This window comes from Caulobacter soli (assembly GCF_011045195.1).
GTDB lineage: Bacteria > Pseudomonadota > Alphaproteobacteria > Caulobacterales > Caulobacteraceae > Caulobacter > Caulobacter soli.
The window spans coordinates 1,454,704-1,473,190 of record NZ_CP049199.1; the positions used below are offsets into that span (position 1 = coordinate 1,454,704).

The window sequence follows — 18,487 nt, forward strand, 5'->3', positions numbered from 1 at the left end:
GATGAATTCTGGTTGGGCGTTTCCACCCGATGGCGCGAGAACGGCGGGCAAGATAGTCCGCGAGGCGTGATCCTCGCGGGCCTTGTGACGTTATGCTGGAAGGCCGGATCGGGCCTTCCGTGAGGATCGATATGGCCCAGACCCCGACTTCCCCGGCTTCGGCTCCCAAGGCCAAGACCAGCCGGTTCATCAGCGGCTTCGGCGTCCAGGTGTTGGTGGCCATGGTCGTGGGCCTGGGACTGGGCCTGCTGGCCCGGTCGTTGGGGCCGGCCGAGGGGCAGCCGGGCTACGGCCTGGCCGAGACCCTGCATCAGGTGGGCTCGATCTTCGTCCAGCTGTTGCGCGTGCTGGTGCCGCCGCTGGTGTTCACGGCCATCGTCGCCAGCATCGCCAATCTGCGAGAGCTGCAGAACGCCGCCCGACTGGTCTGGCGCACGCTGCTGTGGTTCGCCATCACCGCCCTGATCGCCGTGGCCATCGGCATCACCCTGGGTCTGGTCCTGCGCCCCGGCGATCACGCCGTGGTCGACCTGGCCGCCGCCCACGCCCCGCGCACGACCGGCTCGTGGCTCGACTTCCTGACCGGCCTGATCCCGTCGAACATCATCGGCGTGCAGGCCTCGACCAAGATCACCGACGGCGCGGCGACCACCTCGCTATCGTTCAACGTGCTGCAGATCCTGGTTCTGGCCCTGGTGGCCGGCGTCGCGGCGATCAAGGTCGGTCCGGCGGGCGAGGGCTTCCTGGCCTTCAACGCGTCGGCCCTGGCCGTGGTGCGCAAGGTGCTGTGGTGGGTTATCCGACTGACGCCGATCGGCACCATCGGCCTGCTGGGCAACGCCGTGGCCCAGTACGGCTGGACCACCCTGGGCCAACTGGGCGCCTTCACGGCCGCCATCTATATCGGCCTGGGCCTGGTGCTGTTCGTGGTCTATCCCGCCATCCTGGCGCTGAACGGCCTGAACCCGCTGCGGTTCTTCGCTGGTGTTTGGCCCGCCATCCAGCTGGGTTTCGTCTCGCGCTCGTCGATCGGCACCCTGCCGGTGACCGAGGCCCTGACCGAGACGCGCCTGGGCGTGCCGCGCGCCTACGCCGCCTTCGCCGTGCCCCTGGGCGCGACCACCAAGATGGACGGCTGCGCGGCGATCTACCCGGCCGTGGCGGCGATCTTCATCGCCCAGTTCTATCACCTACCGCTGCAGCTGACCGACTACGGCCTGATCGTTTTCGTCTCGGTGCTGGGGTCGGCGGCGACGGCGGGACTGACGGGCGCGGTGGTCATGCTGACTCTGACCCTGTCGACCCTGGGCCTGCCGCTGGAAGGCGTGGGCCTGCTGCTGGCCATCGACCCGATCCTGGACATGGGCCGCACCGCCGTGAACGTCGCCGGCCAGGCCCTGGTGCCGACCATCGTCGCCAAGCGCGAAGGCATCCTGGACGAAGCGGTGTTCAACGCCCCGCCGCGCGAGGTGGGAACGGACGAGGCGGTGGCGGCCTAGCGTCCCGCTGGTCCCGCCGAACTCAGGACGACCATGGTCAGCGAGTTGGCCGGCAGGCTCAGGGCCTGGCCGGCGTCGGCGATCGCGAACCGTTCCGGCGGCAGGTTTCGCGTGGGATGGCCGTCAGGGCCGTCCGCCTTCCAGACATACTGCTTGGGCGAATATTGTACCGCCTGGGCGGCGCCCGTGGCTCCGCGCCAGCCGCCGCCCGTCTGAAACCCCAGCCGAACCGCGTGCGCCCGTCCCGCGTCGCGATTGACCAGCATCAGCGCAAAGCGTCCGTCGGGCCGTCGCAGGGCGTAGGCGGTGACGTAGGGACGACCCTTGGCGTCCTTGTCGGCGGTCGAGGCCGGCCACAGGGCGTGCGTCCCGCCGCCTGGCTGGGCCCAGTCCTGCGTCATCATCCGCGCCGCCCAATAGGCCGGCATCGGATGCTGGGCCGCGCCGGTCGCGTCGGCTTGCCACAGCATCATGTTGCCATAGCCCGCGCAGGCCAGGTGCTGGTTGATCGGCACGTTGGGGCCGTAACCGAATAGATAGGCCGCGTCGCCGCCCAGGGTCAGGAATTGGCCCACGATGTCGGCGTTGAGCAGGGCGCTCGGCATCTCGACCATGGCCCGGCCGGAATAGGCCGAGAAGCCGTACTCGCTGATGACCCAGGGCGTGTCGGCGGGAATCTCGTCGTCGGCGAAGCGCTTGAACAGCGCCTGGGTCAGGCGCGTCTGGTCCATCAGCTTGTCGCCGATGTCGCCGCAGATGTCGTCGAACGGGTAGCGCTCGAACGAGAAGAAGCCCAGCTGGTCGATGGCGTTTCGGCCGCGCAGATAGCGCATCAGCCGGCGGGTCCAGGAGTGGTCGGGATCGGGATCCAGCCAAGTGTCGGCTATGCCGCTCTGCAGGCTGGGGCCGCCGAACGTCAGGGACGGATCGACCCCACGCAGCACGGCGGCGAATTCCAGATAGAGCGCGCCATAGGTCTCGGCGTCCACGTACTGGCCGTCGGGCTCCTCGCCCAGCTCGACCTGCGTCACCGGGTATTTGCGCCAGCGCAGGAAGCGGATCAGGGCGGCGGCGTTCTCGGGCGTGTCGTACAGCACCCCGACTGGGACCATCATCGGCTGGCCGTTGGTCAGGCCGCTGGCGAACACGCGGTCCAGGCCGGGCTGCTCCAGGTCGAGGTCCCGGTCGACGGCGCGGTGCCAGGGGTCGGTCGACGACACCTCGGCATAGGTCTGGGCGTGGCCGTCCTTGGCGTGGCGCACGACGTCGACGAAGCGGCCCTGGGTGTCGATCGCGCCGAACGCCAGCTCGCGGATCGCGAAGCCCAGGCGATCGCGAGCGTCCGTCGCGCCGGCCGGAGCGGTTCCGGACGAGCGCTTCATCAGCACGCGGACGAAGCGGGTTTCCACCGGCCGGTCGAAGGCCAGGGTCGCCTCGCCGCCCTGGCCCTTGTCGACCACGCCGCCGGGGAAGGCGACCCAGCGGCCGACGGGGTCGTACTCGTCGACGCCCACCCAATGCTGCACTTCATAGGCGACGGCGTAGGGCTGGGCCCAGCCGATGCGCGCGGCGCCGATCGCCTGGCCTTGGCCCAGGTCCAACACCGCCCATTCGGGACGCGCGTCGGTGTGGGTGTAGCGCGGATCGAGATAGGGATTGGACTTCCAGAAGCTGTCCGGATCGCCGTCGTCCAGCCGCGAATAGCCCAGGTTGTTGGCCTGATCGACGCTGTCGCCGCGACGGGGCAGGGCGTAGCCGTGGGTCAGCAGGATGGGACGCTTGGCGCGGTCGTTGGAGGTCCAGTAGCCTTGGGCGTGGGCCGGATCGCTCCAGACCCCGGCCTCGTTCCAGTGCCAGGCCTCGATGCCCAGTTCCGTGCGCAGGCGATAGCTGATCGGTTGCAGGCCGCCCTGGCGCATGCGGGCGACGTTGTGCGGCGTGTAGAGCGCCGCAACCTCGCCCCGGCCCATGCCGTCCAGCCCGGCGCCGAGGGCCGCTTCCGGATCGACAAGGTTGGCCGGCCGGCCGGCGGTCAGGTCGACGGTCACCCGGTCCGCCGTTTCTGGCGCGGCGCCGGCGGTGGTCACGAGAGCGGCCAGCGCGACAAGGAGGGGCGGCGTGAAGCGCATGGGCCGAAGCCTGGACCTGAGCGGCGAGGCTTGAGCCGCTCGGGCGAGGTGGGGCAAGCCGGGCGCCGCGTCAAGCGACCCTAGTGGGCGGTCCCGCCGGTCGAACCGGTCGCCGGCGGCGCGTTGGCCGCCACCCGCCAGACCGTGTTGCCGACGTCGTCAGCCACCAGCAGCGCGCCGAACCTGTCGACCGCCACGCCCACGGGCCGGCCCAGGGCCTGGCCCTTGGCGTCCAGGAAGCCGGTGAGGAACGGCTCGGCCGGGCCGGACGGCATGCCATTCGCGAACGGCACGAAGGCCACGCGATAGCCGTTGACGGGCTTCCTGTTCCACGAGCCGTGCTGGCCGACGAAAGCCCCGCCCTTGTAGCGGGCCGGGAAGGCGTCGGCGTCGTAGAAGGTCAGGCCCAGCGAAGCGGTGTGGGCCCCCAGGGCGTAGTCGGGCTTGATCGCCTTGGCCACCAGGTCCGGCCGCTGCGGCTTGACCCGCGTGTCGACCGTCTGGCCGTAATAGCTGTAGGGCCAGCCATAGAAGCCGCCATCCTGGACCGAGGTCATGTAGTCGGGCACCAGGTCGTTGCCGATCTCGTCGCGTTCGTTGACGCTGGCCCACAGCTTGCCGCTGGTGGGCTGCCAGCCCATGCCGTTGGGATTGCGGATCCCGGAAGCGAAGACGCGGCTGGCGCCGGTGGCCGGATCGATCTCCAGGATGCCGGCGCGGCGCTCCTCGGCGGCCATGCCGTTCTCGCCGACATTGCTGTTGGAGCCGACGGTCACATACAGCTTGGAGCCGTCCGGACTGGCGATGACGTTCTTGGTCCAGTGGTGGTTGATCGGGCCGGCGGGCAGGTCGGCGACCTTGCGCGGCGCGGCGGTGATCTGGGTCTGGCCGGCCTGGTAGGGGAAGGCCAGCAGGGCGTCGCTGTCGGCGACGTAGAAGGTGTCGCCGACCAGGGCCATGCCGAACGGCGAATGCAGGTTCGACAGGAAGACGGTGCGCACCTCGGGCGTTCCGTCGTTGTCGGCGTCGCGCACCAGGGTGATGCGGTTGGCCGACGAAACGGTGGCGCCGGCCCGGCCCATGATGATCTTCTCGAACCAGCCCTTGAGGCCCTTGCTGTCGTCCGGCTTGGGCGGGGCGTTGGTCTCGGCGATCAGCACGTCGCCGTTGGGCAGCACGTACAGCCAGCGCGGATGGTCCAGGCCACGAACCAGGGCGGTGGCCGTGAAGCCCGGCGCGGCCTCCGGGGTCTGGCCATCGGCCCAGCCGACCGCCGGCGCGATCTTCATCACGGGGATCGCCTGCTTCTTGGCGGCGGGCAGGGTGGGATTGGCGCCGTAACCCTGCTCGGGCGGCAGGGCGGGGCCTGATCCGCAGGCCGACAGCAGCAGGGCCACGGGACCCGCGACCAGCAACACGGCGCGATGAGCTTTCAGCATGTCGAAGTCCCTCCCTCTTATGTCGAGGCTAAACGCGAAACTGCGCCATGGGCTCCGGCTTGGCTAGGCGGGAGCGTGTTCGTCGACCCAGCGACGGAAGATGCCGGGGTCGGGCAGGCCGGACTGGCTTTGCTGGACTTTCCCATCCTTGAACAGGAACAGGGCCGGGATGCCGCGTACGCCATAGGCCTGGGCCAGGTCCGGCTCGGCGTCGACATCGATCTTCACGAACCGGGCGCGAGGCTCCAGCTCGGCGGCCGAGCGGGCGAAGATCGGGGCGATGGCCCGGCAGGGGCCGCACCAGGCGGCCCAGAAGTCGGCGACGATCGGGATCTGGCTATTGGTCGCATGCTTGCGAAAACGGGTGGTGGTCAGGTCGACCGGCTGGCCGGTGAACAGCGCCTTCGCGCAGCGCCCGCACTTGGCCGCCTTGGCGTCGCGCTGGGCGGGCAGGCGGTTGGTGGCGTCGCAGTGGGGACAGACGATGTTGATGGTCTCGGCCATGCCTTCTCTCAACGACGCTGGGGGCGTTTCGGTTCTATCGCGCGCCGACTTCCGACGCGGCTAGAAGAAAGGCGCCGACGCCGTACAGCTGGGTGTCGTCGGCCGAAACATGGTCAGGAGCGTAGCCGATCTGCTGCACCCAGCCCAACTTGCCGTCCGGCTGGACGGCGATGGCCAGGGCGTTCCAGCCCTTGGTCATGGCGGTTTCGTACTTGGGGCCCTTCAGCAGTCCGTGGTTCAGGCCATAGGCCAGGCCATAGACGAAGAAGCCGGTGCCGCTGGTCTCCGGCGGGGTGTGTTCGGGCGCCAGCAGGGACGGGGGCCAGTAGCCGTCGGGCTTCTGCAACGCCACCAGTCGCTCCGACATCCGCCGGAACAGGGCCTCGTAGCGCGGACGCGAGGGGTGATCGGCGGGCAGGGTCTTCAGGATGTCGACGATCCCCGCATAGACCCAGCCGTTGCCGCGGCTCCAGAAGATCTTGCGGCCCTGCTCGTCGCGGCGGTCGAAATAGCGGCTGTCGCGGTAGTAGAGGTCTTCCTGCTTGTCGAGCAGCCAGTCGGTCGCGGCCCAGAACTCCTGGTCGCCATAGGCGGCGTAGCGGGGATCGCCGGTGGCGCGCGACAGGCCCGTCCAGGTGGCGGGCCCCATGAACAGGGCGTCGCTCCAGCACCAGCGAACCTGGCAGGGCTGGTCCTCGGTCCCGTCGATGAAGGCCAGGTCGGCGTGGGGCGGGGCGGCCAGGATAGCGTCGAAGCGCGCCTTCAGCGGCGCGATCTGGGCCGGGTCGTGGTCGTGTCCATAGGCCCACAGCCAGGTCTGGCCGATCACATGGTCGTCGGCGTGCAGAGGGCGGCCGCCCAGGCCCCAGGCCTGACGGACGCCATGGTCGCGAACGGCTTGCACCAGGGCCGGATCGTTGGTGCGTTCGGCGAAGGCCGCCAAGCCGACGAACAACGCGCCCTGCACCCAGCCGCGCGGATCGGGCGTGGCCCGGTGGCCGTGCGTGTAGTCGAAATTGTCCATGTGGGCGAGCTGCCAAGCCGCCACCCGCCGGCCCAGCGTCGAGGCCTGGGTCGCCAGGGTCCGGTGTTCGGCCGCCGGCTTGGGCGGGATGGGCGCCGCCTGGACCGCGCCGGCGCTCAGGACCAGGGCGGATAGGGCGAGGATCAGGCTGGCGCGCATGGTGTGGTTTCCCCGAAGCGCGTGGCTGTGCCGCCACGTCGAGGACCAGTGCTAGGTCGGTTTAGCGGTTGGTCAAGTCAGTTGGGTGAGTTTTCGCCTTTTTGGTCATAAAGGCCAGGCCATGTGATGCTCATGTAGGATTAATGGTCAGGCCAATTGTCTTGCGTCGAGTCGTGACTGGGCTATGCTGGCCCGGACGAACCTCGTCGGCCTACGCGATGAACTTGTCCTTCATCGCACCTCCTCCCGGGGCCGGCCGGCGACGGGCGGCTGGAGTCTTCCCTCCAGTCGCCCATCCTATGGACCTCGAAGAGTCAGATCAGCGAACGACGGGCCAGCTCGCTGCGGCGGGCGGCGACCTCGCTGCGGGCCTGCTGCATGGCGTCGATCTCGGTGGCGGTCAGCAGATTGTCGATCACCCGGCCCAGATGCTCGCGCATGGCGTTGCGGGCTTCCTTGGGATCGCGGGCCTTCAGGGCGCTGAGGATTTCCTGGTGATCGTCGATCAACGGCCGCACGCCCACCTGGCGGCCGCGTTCCAGCATGGCCCGGCACAGCGGCGACTTGTAGCGCAGGTCCCACAGGTTCTCGATCACCGAGACCAGGGCGGCGTTGCGCGTGGCCCGGGCGATGGTGACGTGAAACCGACGATCGGCCAGATCGCCGCGCACGTCGTGTTCGTTCTCGGCGACCATGTCGTCCAGGATCTTGGCCAGTTCGGCCAGTTCCGCGTCGGTGATGGTGGTGGCGGCCAGGGCGCAGGATTCGCCTTCGATCAGGCGGCGGGCCTCGGTTAGTTCGAAGGCGCCGATATCAAGCTCGGGGGCGGGGGCTTCGACCGGTGCGGCCTCGGTGACATAGACGCCCGAGCCGTGGCGGGCCTCGACCAGGCCGCGGATTTCCAGGGCGATCATCGCCTCGCGCACGGTGGGCCGGCTGACCTTGTAGTCTTCGGCCAGGTCCCGTTCGGACGGCAGGCGGTGGCCAGGCTGGAAGGCGCCTTCACGGATCGATTCCGCGATCGCGTTGGCGACCTGCTGGTAGAGCTTACGAGTTTCTGCGGTCGACGTGGTCATGCGACTTTCCCGCCCAGCGCGCATCGCCGGGGCTTGGGTAGCCTAGAGCATGGTCGCGAAAGACGCCACGCCGCTCTGGCGCATTTGTATTATGTTGTCTATGAACTGGTCAGGCCACTTAAGCGATCCAGGTAGACCAAACACGCCATGCTCAAGATCATCGACGCCAAGGTCATCGTCACCTGTCCGAGACGGAACTTCGTCACCCTGAAGATCACCACCTCGGACGGCGTCACCGGTATTGGAGACGCGACGCTGAACGGGCGGGAGCTGGCGGTGGTCAGCTATCTGCGCGACCACATGATCCCCTGCCTGATCGGCCGTGACGCCCATCGCATCGAGGACATCTGGCAGTTCTTCTATCGCGGCTCGTACTGGCGCGGCGGCCCGGTGGGCATGACCGCCCTGGCCGCCGTCGACATGGCGCTGTGGGACATCAAGGGCAAGGTGGCCGGCCTGCCGGTCTACCAACTGCTGGGCGGCGCTTGCCGCGAAGGCGTCACGGTCTATGGCCACGCCAACGGCGAGACCATCGAGGACACCATCGCCGAGGCCCAGAAGTACAAGGCGCTGGGCTACAAGGCCATTCGTCTGCAGACCGGCGTGCCGGGCCTGGCCAGCACCTACGGCGTCTCGGGCGACAAGATGTTCTACGAGCCGGCCGACGGCAACCTGCCCACCGAGAACGTCTGGTCGACGGCCCGTTACCTGAAGCACGCGCCCAAGCTGTTCGAGGCCGCGCGCGAGGCGCTGGGCGACGACGTCCACCTGCTGCACGACGTGCATCACCGTCTGACGCCGATCGAGGCCGCGCGCCTGGGCAAGGACCTGGAACCCTATCGCCTGTTCTGGCTGGAAGACGCGGTGCCCGCCGAGAACCAGGCCGGCTTCCGCCTGATGCGCCAACACACCACCACGCCGCTGGCCGTGGGCGAGATCTTCAGCCACGTCTGGGACGCCAACATCCTGATCCAGGAACAGCTGATCGACTATCTGCGAGCCACCGTCCTGCACGCCGGCGGCATCACCAACCTGAAGAAGATCGCCGCCTTCGCCGACCTGCACCACGTGAAGACCGGCTGCCACGGCGCCACCGATCTGTCGCCGGTGACCATGGCCGCGGCCCTGCATTTCGACATGTCGATCCCGAACTTCGGCCTGCAGGAATATATGCGCCACACGCCCGAGACCGACGCGGTGTTCCCGCACGCCTACAGCTTCGCCGACGGCATGCTGCACCCGGGCGAGGCTCCGGGCCTGGGTGTCGACATCGACGAGACCCTGGCCGAGCAATACCCCTACAAGCGCGCCTACCTGCCGGTGAACCGGCTGGAGGACGGGACCATGTTCAACTGGTGACCGGTGCGGTCGCGCCGTCTCGTGGCGGCGCGACCAAATTTCTAACTCTCCAATCGGTGTTTATTGGTCTGACCTCGAGATTTTTGGCCGGGAAATTGGCTTGACAAATTTTGCGCCGGAATTGGTATTTGGCCTAGCCAAATAAGAAATCGTCTCCGCCGGGGCCGACGAAGGCGGGGAAGCCATGTCGTTCGAGACCATCCGCAAGCGCCTGTTCCTGGCCGCCGTGCTGGGGGCGGTCGCGTCGCCGGCCCTGGCCGCCGCGCCGGTCGTCGATCCGGGCGCCGATCTGGGCGGACGAGGACGGGTCTATGCGACCGTCCCGCCGATGAACCAGACCGTGGAGACGCGGCTGCTGCCGCAGATGGCGGTGCTGCTCGATAAGCTGATGGTCGAAAAGCGCGACATGACGCTGGACGGCGTGCGGGTGTTCGACGCCGACGACAAGTTCCTGCCGGGCAAGGTGGCGATCGGCCTGGCCTATCTGCTGATCGACACCCCGCGCGACGACCCGAAGTTCGCGACCTACCTGGCCGGCTATCGCCAGATCGCCGACCTGACGGTGGACGACACCAACAACACCTGGGGCGTCTATTATTACTGCCAGGCCCTGCACATGTTGCAGAAGGCCGGCCTGCTGGAGCAGGCGGTGTCGCCGGAAATCCTGGCCAGGCTGAAGACGAAGCTGGACTGGCGAAGGTTCGTTCGCGCCGACGACCTGACCCTGATCGACCTGCCCAACAACTACTATGGCGTGGCGTTCAGCGTGGCGCGGCTGCGCTACCAACTGGGCTGGGAGGACGCCTCGGCCAGCCAGGCGCTGCTGGAGCGTACCCTCGACCATTATCGCAAATACTCCGGCGAATACGGTTTCGCCGACGAGACCGACGGGGACGGGCGGTTCGACCGCTACAGCGTGCTGCTGATCGGCGAAATCAGCCATCGCCTGATCGAGGCCGACATGCCCGCGACGCCCGAGGTCAAGGCCTGGCTGCGCAAGTCGGTCGACCTGATGCTGCCGCGCCTGAACCTGCGCGGCGAGGGCTTCGAATACGGCCGCAGCATCGGGACCTATGGCGAGACGGCGTTCCTGGAAGTGCTGACGGCGGCGGCCAAGCTGGACGTACTGACCCCGCAAGAGAAGACGATGGCCTACGCCTTCTCCTCGCGCGTCACCGCCCGCTACATGGATTTCTGGTTCGATCCGAAGATGGGTTCGGTGAACCTGTGGGAGCATGGGCGGCGCACCGACGACTATCGCGGCAAGCACCGGATCCTGGGCGAAAACCTCAGCCTGGCGCGCCAGCACATCTATACCAGCGCGATCTGGAACGAGCTGGGCTTCAAGGACAAGACGCCGGACGCCGGCTACGCCGCCTGGCTCGATACGCTGCCCAAGCGCCGGGTGACCTGGTTCGCCAAGGGCGAGCACGATCGGTTGGTCGTGACGCTGCGGGATCGGGAACGTGTGATCGGCCTGCCGATCATCAACGGCGGCAAGAGCCAGCACGAGAACACGCCCTACTACCCGATCCCGTTCTCGCCGGGGATGCTGGCGGGCGTCGCGGATGGCGAGTTCCCGCAGCTTCTGCCGCGTATCACCCTGGCGGACGGCTCAAGGCTGACGCCGTTGGCCTATGCCCGGAACGTCAAGGTGGCCGAGCAGGGCGCGCGGACCATCGTCACCTATGAGCAAGGCCAGCTCGACAAGCTGGGCGCCGATGCGCCGATCGCCGATGACCGCCTGAGTGTTAAGACGACCTACGTCCTGGAGCCCGGCAAAATCAGCCGCACGGACGTCTTCACCGCCAAAGGCGGCCAGGTGATCAAGGCCGTGGATCTGTCATTCGCCGCGTTTTCAGCCGCGCCGGCCACCAAAGGCGGCTCCACGACCTACGGCCAGGGCGATGTGCGGAGCTTCAAGGTGAGCGGGTTGGGCTGCAAGTCGCGGCCGCTCGACGATGAGAAGACCTATCGCACGCCGACCGGCGCGTTCCGGAGTCTGGTGGAGTGCGTCGGCGGCGCGCGCACCGGGGCGGGGCCGCTGACGGTGAGCTGGATGCTGACCTATCGTTAGGTGTCCCCGATCGTGATCGTGGCTCACCCACTTGCCCCCACCTGCCCGCTGGGCGGAGGCTAAAGCGCGAGGCCTCTTCCCCCTGTGGGGGAAGGCGACCGCGAAGCGGTCCGTAGAGGGCAAGTGTTCGGTGCGGAGGGCCCGTTAGAAAGCCCTACTTCATCCGCGTCAGGATCAGCGTCTGGTCCGGCGGACCGGGCTTGCCGTCGATGTCCTGCTCGACCAGCAGGGTGTCGGGATCGGTGCGGGTCACCTTCATCGACTGGTGGCGCTCGCCCTCGTTGCCGTGGGTGGTGACGGTCACGGCGCTCTGGCCCACGCGCTGGACGCTGATCTTCACGAGGTTGAGATTGACCACGGCCAGGGTGGGCGGGCCGTCGAGCACGCCGTGGGCGAATTGCAGGGCGGCCACGCCGGCCTCGTCCACCTCGACCAGGGTCCAGGCCAGGGCCTTGCCGTCGTCAATGGTGACGTCTAGCTCGCCGCTCAGCGGCGGCGGGCCGGTCAGGGCGGCGTTGAACTTCGAGCGCGGCAGGTCGATCGCCCAGCGCCCGCTGACGCCCATCGGGCCGTTGAACGGCTGGGCGTTGGCGACCGTGGGAAACAGGAAGGCGGGCAGGGCGGTCGCCAGCAGGGCGGCGCCGACCAGGGCGGAAAGGGCGCGCATGTTCATGGGGTCGGCTCCGGGACCGGGCCCGACGAAGCCGGGCGAACGCTGTGACGCAAGGTAATCTGGCCCCGCGCCCACGTCCGATCAAGGAGTCCGCCCCAGCCGTTTTTCAGGCCAAGCCCTTAGAACGGCGAGAACTTCTCCACCAGCGCCTGGCCGCCCGGAGTCTTCTGGACGCGGCTGATGTCGCCGCGGCCGCCGTAGCTGATGCGGGCTTCGGCGATCTGGGTGTGCTTGATGGTGTTGGCCGACGAGATGTCCTCGGGCCGCACGATGCCGGCCACGGTCAGCTGGCGCAGCTCGGCGTTGGTGCGCACTTCCTGGGTGCCCTGGATCACCAGGTTGCCGTTGGGCAGCACGCCGGAGACGACGGCGGCGATGGTCAGGCTGATCTTTTCCGAGCGGTTCACCGCGCCGGCCCCGGCGTTCGACGTGCCCGACTTGGTGTTGATCATGTCGGACGGGTCGAAGCCGCCCGGCAGAACCTTCCCGAGGCTCGACTCCAGGCCCAGGAAGTTCGGCACGCCCAGATTGCTGTTGGAGGTGCGCGACGACGAGGTCTGGTTCTTGGTGGTGGCGCTGTCGTCGATGTCGATGTTGACGGTCAGGATGTCGCCGACCTTGCTGGCGCGCTGGTCGTTGAAGAAGGTGCGCGCGCCCGTGCGCCACAGCGAGTTGGCCGAGGCCGGCTGGGGCGTGGGGGCGAACTGCTGGGTCATCGGCGCCAGTTGGGCCGGATAGCCGACGGGGGCCAGTTCCGGACCCTTCACCGCTTCGGTGACGGTGGAGCAGGCGGCGAGCGGGGCGAGCAGCAGGAGAGCGGCGAGGGCGGGGCGCATCAGGTGTGACCTTCTCAGCGAGCGGCGTAGCGCAGCGTGTTGTTACGGTTGGACCGCAGGCGCATCGCCTGGGGGCCGACGGCGGTCGAGCCGGGTCCGGTGACCACGGTCTCGATGATCTTCTTGCTGGCGGTGTTCTGGACCATCAGGCTTTCGCCGACAGCGCCCGCCGCCATGGCCTTGCCTTGCAAGGTGAGCGCCACGCCGTCGTCCTCGTAGGTGACTGCGACGATATCGCCCGCCTTGATGACCTGCGGGGTCGAGACGTCGCGCAGGCTGGCGGCCGCGCCCTGGCGCAGCGGGCGTTTGACGGTCATGCCGATCAGGTCGTCGGCGTCGCGCGGGGCGTCCGACGGGCCGGCGGCGACCTTCATCCAGACCAGGTCCTCGGGCTGGACCATGTCGCCGGTCGACAGGCTGCGGGCGTAGGCAAGAACTTCCACATTGCCGCGCGAGGCGCCGGCCAGGCCGGCGTCCGAGCCGGAGCCCTGGCGGACGATGATGCGGCGAAGGCCGTTGCTGTTGTCCCAGTCCAGACCGGCCCGGCGGGCGGCGATCTGCACCGCGCCGGCGTCGAGCACGGCCGAGGGGCCCATGCGCGTGGCGATCACGACGCCCGAGGCCGCGCCGGCCCCTTCGAACAGCTCGCCCAGCGTGATCTTGCCGTCGGCGTCGGTGGTGTCGGATCGCAGCGACACCGGCTGGCCGGCCAGGGCCGGGGTGGCGATCAGCAGTGCGACAGCGGAAAGGACGAGGGCTTTCATGAGCTTACGACCTCAGGTTCGACGTGGCTTGGAGCATCTGGTCGGCCGTGGTGATGACCTTGGAGTTCATCTCGTAGGCGCGCTGGGCGACGATCAGCGAGGTGATTTCGCTGACGGAGTCGACGTTCGAGGCTTCGGTGTAGTTCTGCAGCAGCGTGCCGAAGCCGGGCTGGCCGGGGGCGGCGATGTTGGCCGCGCCCGAGGCCGCGGTTTCCATGTACATGTTGTCGCCGATGGCCTCGAGGCCGCCTTCGTTCATGAAGTTGGCCAGTTCCAGCTGACCCACCGTCTGCGGAACCGGGTTGCCTTCCATCTTCACCTGCACCAGGCCGGTCTTGCTGATGGTGGTGGCGACGGCGTTCTGCGGGATCGTGATGCCCGGCTGAACGGTGTAGCCGTCCTCGGTGACGATCTGGCCCTGGTCGTTGGTCGAGAAGTTGCCGGCGCGGGTATAGGCGGTCTCGCCCGAGGGCAGCAGGATCTGCAGGAAGCCCTTGCCCTGGATGGCCACGTCGAACTCGTTGTTCGTCATGGTGGGCGTGCCCTGCTCGTGGATGCGGTAGACCGAGCCGGCCTTCACACCGCCGCCGACCTGAACGCCCGTCGGCACCACGTTGCCGTCGCCCGAGGACTGCGAACCCGCCCGTTCGATGGTCTGGTAGATCAGGTCCTGGAACTCGGCCCGTCCGCGCTTGAAGCCGACGGTGTTCATGTTGGCGATGTTGTTCGAGATGACTTCGACGTTCAGCTGTTGGGCCGACATGCCGGTCGCTGCGGTGCGGAGAGCTTGCATCTGCGTCTATTCCTTACTGGACCTTGCCCATCCGCTCGACGGCGGACCGGGACAGTTCCGAGGTTTGATCCATCATCTTGGCCACGCTCTCGTAGGCGCGGTTGACCTCGATCAGCTTGGTGATCTGGGTGATTGATTGGACGTTGGAGGCTTCCAGCATGCCCTGGTGGATCGCGGCGTCGGGCGCGGCCTGGGGGCTGGTGTTGGTGGTGTTGCGATAAAGGTTGTCGCCGTCCTTGCGGAAGTCGGCCAGGTCGGTGGGGCGCACCACGGCGATCTTGCCGGCGCGCTCGGCGCCCTGGCTGACCGTGCCGTCGCGGGCGATGGTGACGGGACCCTTCAGCGGATCCAGCAGGATCTCGCCGCCGCCGTCGTCCAGCACGGGCTGGCCGTTCTGGGTGACCAGCTTGCCGTCGGGCGCCATGGTGAAGCGGCCGTCGCGGGTGTAGCGCTCGCCGCCGGCGGTCGAGACCTTGAAGAAGCCTTGGCCCTCCAGCGCCAGGTCGAAGTCGCCGCCCGTCTGGGTCAGGGCGCCTTGGCCGAAATCGCGCGCCACGCCGTCGTCCAGCACGAACTTCACGGGGTTCGTGCCGCCGGCGGTGCGGGCCGGTTTCGCCGGTTCAGTACGAACCATAAGCTGCTCGACCTTGAAGCCGGTCGTGTTCGCGTTGGCGATGTTATTGGCCACGATGTCGAGTTCGCGGCGCAGAGTCATCTGCCGCGAAAGTCCCACATACAGCGCGTTATCCATGACGGTTACCGAGACGGCTGGCGCGACAAATGCGCCGCAAGTCTGCTAGCAACCCTCGTGCCAACTCGAAAAGGTCAGTGATTTCAACGAACATGAAGGTTAACGCGGTCGTTGTGACGGAGTCTGCCGGGCAGATTCAGCCTGCGGCGAAATGGCCTTCAAAAGACATCGTTAACCATGCTCCACGCATGAGTAGATCCATAGATTCCAAGGAACCGCGCGCGTGGCCAAGAAACCAGCCCAGGAAGCTCCCGCCCCCGAAGGCGAAGAGGGCGCCGTCGAGGGCGAAGCTCCGGCTAAGAAGAAGCCGCCGATGATGATCATCATCGCGGCCGCGGCGGCCGTCGTGCTGATCGGCGGTGGCGTGACGGCGTTCCTGCTTTTGAAGCCCAAGCCCGAGGCCGCGGCCGAGAAGGGCCATGAAAAGCCGAAGAAGGAAAAGAAGAAGGAAGAGAAGGGCGGCCACGGCGAAGCCAAGGAGGGCGGGGCGCCCGCCGCCGGCGCGCCGGTGATCAAGGAAGGCCCGGACGGCGTGGTGTTCTACACCCTGCCGGACATCGTGGTGAACATGCAGGCCGCCGACGGCCGTTCGACCTTCCTGAAGCTGAAGCTGACCTTCGAACTGCCCGACCAGGAGACGGCCGACAACCTGACGCCGAACCTCCCGCGTCTGCAGGACATGTTCCAGACCTTCCTGCGCGAACTGCGCCCGGAAGACCTCAACGGCAGCCAGGGCAGCTATCAGCTGCGCGCCGAGCTGCTGCGTCGCGTTAATCTGGTCGCCGCGCCTTCCAAGGTGAATGCGGTCCTGATCGAGGAGATGCTGATCAACTAGTCCTTCGGGGCTGGTTGAGGCGAACATCATGGCGGACGAAATCGACGATCAGGCCGCGATGGCCCAGTGGGCCTCGGAGAACCCGCCGAGCGACGACGCCGGCGTGGGCGACAACCAGTTCGGCGACTTCAGCGGCGGCATGGGCGGCTGGGACGACGGCGGCGGCGACGGCATGGGCGCCGAGCGCATCTTGAACCAGGACGAGATCGACAGCCTGCTGGGCTTCGACATGTCCGGCGACGGCAATGACGACCGCACCGGCATCCGCGCCATCATCAATTCGGCCCTGGTCTCGTACGAGCGCCTGCCGATGCTGGAGATCGTCTTCGACCGCCTGGTGCGGTTGATGACGACGTCCTTGCGGAACTTCACCTCCGACAACGTCGAGGTCAGCCTCGACAACATCAGCTCGATCCGCTTCGGCGACTATCTGAACTCGATCCCGCTGCCGGCCATCCTGGCTGTGTTCCGGGCCGAGGAGCTGGACAACTACGGTCTGCTGACCGTCGACTCCAACCTGATCTACTCGATCGTCGACGTGCTGCTGGGCGGTCGTCGCGGCACCGCGGCCATGCGCATCGAGGGCCGTCCCTACACCACCATCGAGCGGGTGCTGGTGCAGCGGATGGTCGAGGTGGTGCTGCACGACGCCAAGGCGGCGTTCGAGCCCCTGCATCCGGTGTCGTTCAGCCTGGACCGCCTGGAGACCAATCCGCGCTTCGCCGCGATCGCCCGGCCGGCCAACGCCGCGATTCTTGTGAAGCTTCGGATCGACATGGAAGACCGCGGCGGCAGAATCGAGCTTCTGCTGCCCTATGCGACCCTCGAACCCATCCGCAAGATGCTGCTGCAGCAGTTCATGGGCGAGAAGTTCGGTCGCGACAATATCTGGGAAGGCCACTTGGCCACCGAACTCTGGACCACGCAGATGGAGGTGCGCGCCGTGCTCGACGAACAGCAGCTGCCGCTCTCCAGAGTGCTGGACCTGAAGGTGGGCGACACCCTGATGCTCAACGCCACGCCCGACAGCCCGGTCGAGCTGCGCGCCGGTTCCATCCCGCTGACCCGCGGGCGCATGGGCCGCCGCAACCACTCGATCGCGGTTCGCGCCGACGCACCTCTCACCCCCGCGGCCAAGAAGGCGGTTCAGAAGCTGAAATGAGCCTAGCGGCCATCGTCCTCAACGGTCTGCTCGCGGTGCTGCTTCTGGTGGCGCTGGGCTACGGCATGCGCCTGGAGCGCCGCCTGAAGGCCTTGCGTGACAGCCACGAGGGCTTCGCCAAGGCCGTGGCCGATCTCGACCGCGCCGCCATGCGCGCCGAACAGGGCCTGGCCGACCTGCGCGCCGCCACCGACGAGGCCGCCGACACCCTGGCCGACCGCATCACCCAGGCCAAGGCCTTGGCCCTTCAGCTGGACGAGCGCTTGAACCGGCCGATCGTCACCCCGCCGCCGATCTCGGCCGGCCGCGCCGCCGTCGAGCAACGGCTGGCCGCCGAGAATCGTTTGGCCGCCGAGCCGCGTCCGATCCGCGCAGCCGAGCCCGAGGTTTCGCCGGAAACCCAGCGCCGCCTGCGCGCCGAGGACTTCGAGAAGCTGCTGGACCGCGAGTCCCGCATCCCCCGCGACGCCCCGCCGCCTTCCGCCGCGCGACCTTCCGCGCCAAAGGAAACCCCGCGTTCACGAGCGCGGATAGATGATGACCTGTTCGAGGGCCCGGAAGATCCGCCGCGCCCCGGTTCGACCTTTAGGGGCCGTCGATGAAAAATGTTCCGCGCATCCTGCCGATCGTCGGGGTCGCCGTGGTCGGCGTGCTGGCCGTCAACGCCCTGGCCGGCGCGAAATCCGTGCCGGACATGCTGAGCGGCGCCAAGGCCTTCGCCGAGGGCGTGGCCAAGCCTGACGCCAAGGGCGGCGAGGCCGCGACTTCGGCCGCCGACGCCGGCAAGGACGCCGCCGCGAAGGCCGCGCCGCCGCCGGTCTGCGCGCCGTCGTCGTCGGAACTGGCCAAGGAAGCCGGCCTGTCGCCCGCCGAGCTGCGGGTCCTGCAGAGCCTGGGCCAGCGTCGCGGCCAGCTGGATCAGCGCGAGCAGGACATCGACGTCCAGCTGCAGCTGCTGTCCGCCGCCGAAGCCAAGCTCGACGCCAAGATGAAGGCGTTGAACGGCATGAAGGGCGACATCCAGGGCCTGTTGGGCCAGGCCGACGCCCAGAAGGACGCCGAGGCCCAGCGCATGGTGCTGGTCTATTCGGCCATGAAGCCCAAGGACGCCGCCGCCCGCATGAGCGTGCTGGACGACAGCGTGCGCCTGCCGATCGCCTCGAAGATGAAGGAGCGCACGCTCTCGATGATCCTGGCCAACATGTCGCCGAACGACGCCAAGATCCTGACCGAGCGCCTGGCCAACCGCCTGTCGGCCGACGCCATCGCCAAGCAACGCGCCGCCCTGGCCGCCGCCGACAAGCCCGCCGCCGATCCGTCGACCCAGGCCGCGGCCGCGCCGCTGGCCGGCGGCAGCCCCGTCACGGGCAAGGCTGGGGCCAAGAAGGCCGGCTAGGACAGGAGCGA

General features: G+C 68.0%; 17 protein-coding genes. 7 read left to right on the forward strand and 10 right to left on the reverse strand.

The window, feature by feature from the left end:
* Positions 1-131 precede the first annotated feature (131 nt).
* Positions 132-1,499 (forward strand): dicarboxylate/amino acid:cation symporter, encoded by a 1,368-nt coding sequence (locus tag G3M62_RS07140; RefSeq protein WP_165191228.1) that lies wholly within the window; start codon positions 132-134, stop codon positions 1,497-1,499.
* Here G3M62_RS07140 and G3M62_RS07145 read toward each other — a convergent pair.
* The 5 genes from G3M62_RS07145 to G3M62_RS07165 all read right to left on the reverse strand — a co-directional run bounded on the left by G3M62_RS07145 (position 1,496) and on the right by G3M62_RS07165 (position 7,830).
* Positions 1,496-3,628, reverse strand: coding sequence for a discoidin domain-containing protein (locus G3M62_RS07145; RefSeq protein ID WP_165185826.1), 2,133 nt, complete (start codon positions 3,626-3,628; stop codon positions 1,496-1,498). The two genes, G3M62_RS07140 and G3M62_RS07145, sit on opposite strands and share 4 nt — an antisense overlap.
* Before the next feature lie 80 nt (positions 3,629-3,708).
* Positions 3,709-5,067, reverse strand: a complete 1,359-nt coding sequence (locus G3M62_RS07150; protein WP_165185827.1) for a PQQ-dependent sugar dehydrogenase — start codon at positions 5,065-5,067, stop codon at positions 3,709-3,711.
* Positions 5,068-5,130: 63 nt separating this feature from the next.
* Positions 5,131-5,571 carry a thioredoxin TrxC gene (gene trxC / locus G3M62_RS07155; RefSeq protein ID WP_165185829.1) on the reverse strand — a complete coding sequence of 147 codons (441 nt, stop codon included), beginning with the start codon at positions 5,569-5,571 and terminating at the stop codon, positions 5,131-5,133.
* Positions 5,572-5,605: 34 nt separating this feature from the next.
* A complete protein-coding gene (locus G3M62_RS07160) occupies positions 5,606-6,754 on the reverse strand; it encodes a glycoside hydrolase family 88/105 protein (protein WP_165185830.1) in 1,149 nt (382 codons plus the stop codon).
* A gap of 314 nt (positions 6,755-7,068) precedes the next feature.
* On the reverse strand, positions 7,069-7,830 hold the full coding sequence (locus G3M62_RS07165) for a FadR/GntR family transcriptional regulator (RefSeq protein ID WP_165185832.1): 762 nt from the start codon (positions 7,828-7,830) through the stop codon (positions 7,069-7,071).
* 147 nt (positions 7,831-7,977) lie between these two features.
* Here G3M62_RS07165 and manD point away from each other — a divergent pair, with 147 nt between their 5' ends.
* Together manD and G3M62_RS07175 are read left to right on the forward strand one after the other, a co-directional pair.
* Complete coding sequence (manD, locus tag G3M62_RS07170) at positions 7,978-9,189, forward strand: D-mannonate dehydratase ManD (protein WP_165185834.1); 1,212 nt, start codon at positions 7,978-7,980, stop codon at positions 9,187-9,189.
* A 184-nt stretch (positions 9,190-9,373) separates the two neighbouring features.
* Positions 9,374-11,266: a hypothetical protein gene (locus G3M62_RS07175; protein WP_165185835.1), complete on the forward strand. Its 1,893-nt coding sequence runs from the start codon at positions 9,374-9,376 to the stop codon at positions 11,264-11,266.
* A 154-nt stretch (positions 11,267-11,420) separates the two neighbouring features.
* Here G3M62_RS07175 and G3M62_RS07180 read toward each other — a convergent pair whose 3' ends face one another.
* From G3M62_RS07180 to flgF, 5 genes are all read right to left on the reverse strand, one after another.
* Positions 11,421-11,939, reverse strand: coding sequence for a hypothetical protein (locus G3M62_RS07180; protein WP_165185837.1), 519 nt, complete (start codon positions 11,937-11,939; stop codon positions 11,421-11,423).
* A 119-nt stretch (positions 11,940-12,058) separates the two neighbouring features.
* On the reverse strand, positions 12,059-12,778 hold the full coding sequence (gene flgH, locus G3M62_RS07185; protein WP_165191229.1) for a flagellar basal body L-ring protein FlgH: 720 nt from the start codon (positions 12,776-12,778) through the stop codon (positions 12,059-12,061).
* An 11-nt stretch (positions 12,779-12,789) separates the two neighbouring features.
* Positions 12,790-13,539, reverse strand: a complete 750-nt coding sequence (flgA, locus tag G3M62_RS07190; protein WP_165185839.1) for a flagellar basal body P-ring formation chaperone FlgA — start codon at positions 13,537-13,539, stop codon at positions 12,790-12,792.
* Between the two features lie 4 nt (positions 13,540-13,543).
* Complete coding sequence (gene flgG / locus G3M62_RS07195) at positions 13,544-14,332, reverse strand: flagellar basal-body rod protein FlgG (RefSeq protein WP_165185840.1); 789 nt, start codon at positions 14,330-14,332, stop codon at positions 13,544-13,546.
* A gap of 13 nt (positions 14,333-14,345) precedes the next feature.
* Positions 14,346-15,083, reverse strand: a complete 738-nt coding sequence (flgF, locus tag G3M62_RS07200) for a flagellar basal-body rod protein FlgF (RefSeq protein WP_165185842.1) — start codon at positions 15,081-15,083, stop codon at positions 14,346-14,348.
* Positions 15,084-15,306: 223 nt separating this feature from the next.
* Here flgF and fliL point away from each other — a divergent pair, with 223 nt between their 5' ends.
* The 4 genes from fliL to G3M62_RS07220 are packed head-to-tail and all read left to right on the forward strand — an operon-like array spanning position 15,307 to position 18,476.
* Positions 15,307-15,918 (forward strand): flagellar basal body-associated protein FliL, encoded by a 612-nt coding sequence (gene fliL, locus G3M62_RS07205; protein ID WP_165185844.1) that lies wholly within the window; start codon positions 15,307-15,309, stop codon positions 15,916-15,918.
* Between the two features lie 28 nt (positions 15,919-15,946).
* Complete coding sequence (gene fliM / locus G3M62_RS07210; protein WP_165185845.1) at positions 15,947-17,080, forward strand: flagellar motor switch protein FliM; 1,134 nt, start codon at positions 15,947-15,949, stop codon at positions 17,078-17,080.
* Positions 17,077-17,682: a DUF6468 domain-containing protein gene (locus G3M62_RS07215; RefSeq protein WP_165185847.1), complete on the forward strand. Its 606-nt coding sequence runs from the start codon at positions 17,077-17,079 to the stop codon at positions 17,680-17,682. Before fliM ends, G3M62_RS07215 begins: the two co-directional genes overlap by 4 nt.
* On the forward strand, positions 17,679-18,476 hold the full coding sequence (locus G3M62_RS07220) for a MotE family protein (protein WP_165185849.1): 798 nt from the start codon (positions 17,679-17,681) through the stop codon (positions 18,474-18,476). Before G3M62_RS07215 ends, G3M62_RS07220 begins: the two co-directional genes overlap by 4 nt.
* The last annotated feature ends 11 nt before the right edge of the window (positions 18,477-18,487 follow it).